The sequence below is a fragment of the Marinobacter xestospongiae genome, assembly GCF_023156385.1.
GTDB classification, from domain to species: Bacteria; Pseudomonadota; Gammaproteobacteria; order Pseudomonadales; family Oleiphilaceae; genus Marinobacter; species Marinobacter xestospongiae.
In genome coordinates this window covers 1-2,038 of sequence record NZ_JAKZAK010000048.1, presented here as the reverse complement: position 1 = coordinate 2,038, position 2,038 = coordinate 1, and the positions used below count along the sequence as shown (strand labels likewise).

1 rRNA gene is annotated in these 2,038 nt (G+C 53.2%); it reads left to right on the top strand.

Annotation, left to right across the window (positions count from 1 at the left end):
- Positions 1-434 precede the first annotated feature (434 nt).
- Positions 435-1,974, top strand: a 16S ribosomal RNA gene (locus MLD24_RS21320).
- Positions 1,975-2,038: the final 64 nt, after the last annotated feature.

The following is a 2,038-nucleotide window of genomic DNA, read 5'->3' as shown; positions in this document are numbered from 1 at the left end:
GTCTGTAGAATGCGCATCTCTTTCGAGGGGCAAGCCGGTCAGGCGGGCTCGGAATCGAAAGGCAACCGTTTGGTTTTGTTGAAGTTTTCGATTTTGAGAGATCTTCAAATAAGCGGTTGACAAGGTGGTTCAACGCTGTAAAATGCGCGCCACCTTGATGAGGTGGCCGGGAGGTTTCGGCGGTTTCGAAAAGCTTCGAAAGCCACTGAAAATAAACGGTTGACAAGCTCGCGGTTCACTGTAGAATACGCGGCCTTGATCGGGCAACGGCCCAACGCTCTTTAAAAAGTTAACTAAGTAATTCGTGTGGGCGCTGGCTGAGGTATTTCGGATACGAAATATCGAGACAGTGACCTGTCAGAGCTCTCTTTGAGAGTGATGAATTTGAGTTTTGTCTTGAGCAAAAATTAGATGCTTCGGCATCTGCTTGATTTAAACTGAAGAGTTTGATCATGGCTCAGATTGAACGCTGGCGGCAGGCTTAACACATGCAAGTCGAGCGGTAACAGGGGTAGCTTGCTACCCGCTGACGAGCGGCGGACGGGTGAGTAATGCTTAGGAATCTGCCTAGTAGTGGGGGATAGCCCGGGGAAACCCGGATTAATACCGCATACGTCCTACGGGAGAAAGCAGGGGATCTTCGGACCTTGCGCTATTAGATGAGCCTAAGTCGGATTAGCTAGTTGGTGGGGTAAGAGCCTACCAAGGCGACGATCCGTAGCTGGTCTGAGAGGATGATCAGCCACATCGGGACTGAGACACGGCCCGAACTCCTACGGGAGGCAGCAGTGGGGAATATTGGACAATGGGGGCAACCCTGATCCAGCCATGCCGCGTGTGTGAAGAAGGCTTTCGGGTTGTAAAGCACTTTCAGTGAGGAGGAAAAGTTGGTCGCTAATATCGGCCAGCCTTGACGTTACTCACAGAAGAAGCACCGGCTAACTCCGTGCCAGCAGCCGCGGTAATACGGAGGGTGCAAGCGTTAATCGGAATTACTGGGCGTAAAGCGCGCGTAGGTGGTTTGTTAAGCGAGATGTGAAAGCCCCGGGCTTAACCTGGGAACGGCATTTCGAACTGGCAAGCTAGAGTGTGGTAGAGGGTAGTGGAATTTCCTGTGTAGCGGTGAAATGCGTAGATATAGGAAGGAACACCAGTGGCGAAGGCGGCTACCTGGACCAACACTGACACTGAGGTGCGAAAGCGTGGGGAGCAAACAGGATTAGATACCCTGGTAGTCCACGCCGTAAACGATGTCTACTAGCCGTTGGGACTCTTGAAGTCTTAGTGGCGCAGCTAACGCACTAAGTAGACCGCCTGGGGAGTACGGCCGCAAGGTTAAAACTCAAATGAATTGACGGGGGCCCGCACAAGCGGTGGAGCATGTGGTTTAATTCGACGCAACGCGAAGAACCTTACCTGGCCTTGACATCCTGCGAACTTTCTAGAGATAGATTGGTGCCTTCGGGAACGCAGTGACAGGTGCTGCATGGCCGTCGTCAGCTCGTGTCGTGAGATGTTGGGTTAAGTCCCGTAACGAGCGCAACCCCTATCCCTAGTTGCTAGCAGTTCGGCTGAGAACTCTAGGGAGACTGCCGGTGACAAACCGGAGGAAGGTGGGGATGACGTCAGGTCATCATGGCCCTTACGGCCAGGGCTACACACGTGCTACAATGGTGCGTACAGAGGGCTGCAAACCCGCGAGGGGGAGCTAATCTCACAAAACGCATCGTAGTCCGGATCGGAGTCTGCAACTCGACTCCGTGAAGTCGGAATCGCTAGTAATCGCGAATCAGAATGTCGCGGTGAATACGTTCCCGGGCCTTGTACACACCGCCCGTCACACCATGGGAGTGGATTGCACCAGAAGTGGTTAGTCTAACCTTCGGGAGGACGATCACCACGGTGTGGTTCATGACTGGGGTGAAGTCGTAACAAGGTAGCCGTAGGGGAACCTGCGGCTGGATCACCTCCTTAAACGAAACCGAAGCCTCGGTCAGAGTCCACACGAATTACTTGGTTAACTTGCGAAGAGAGCAAT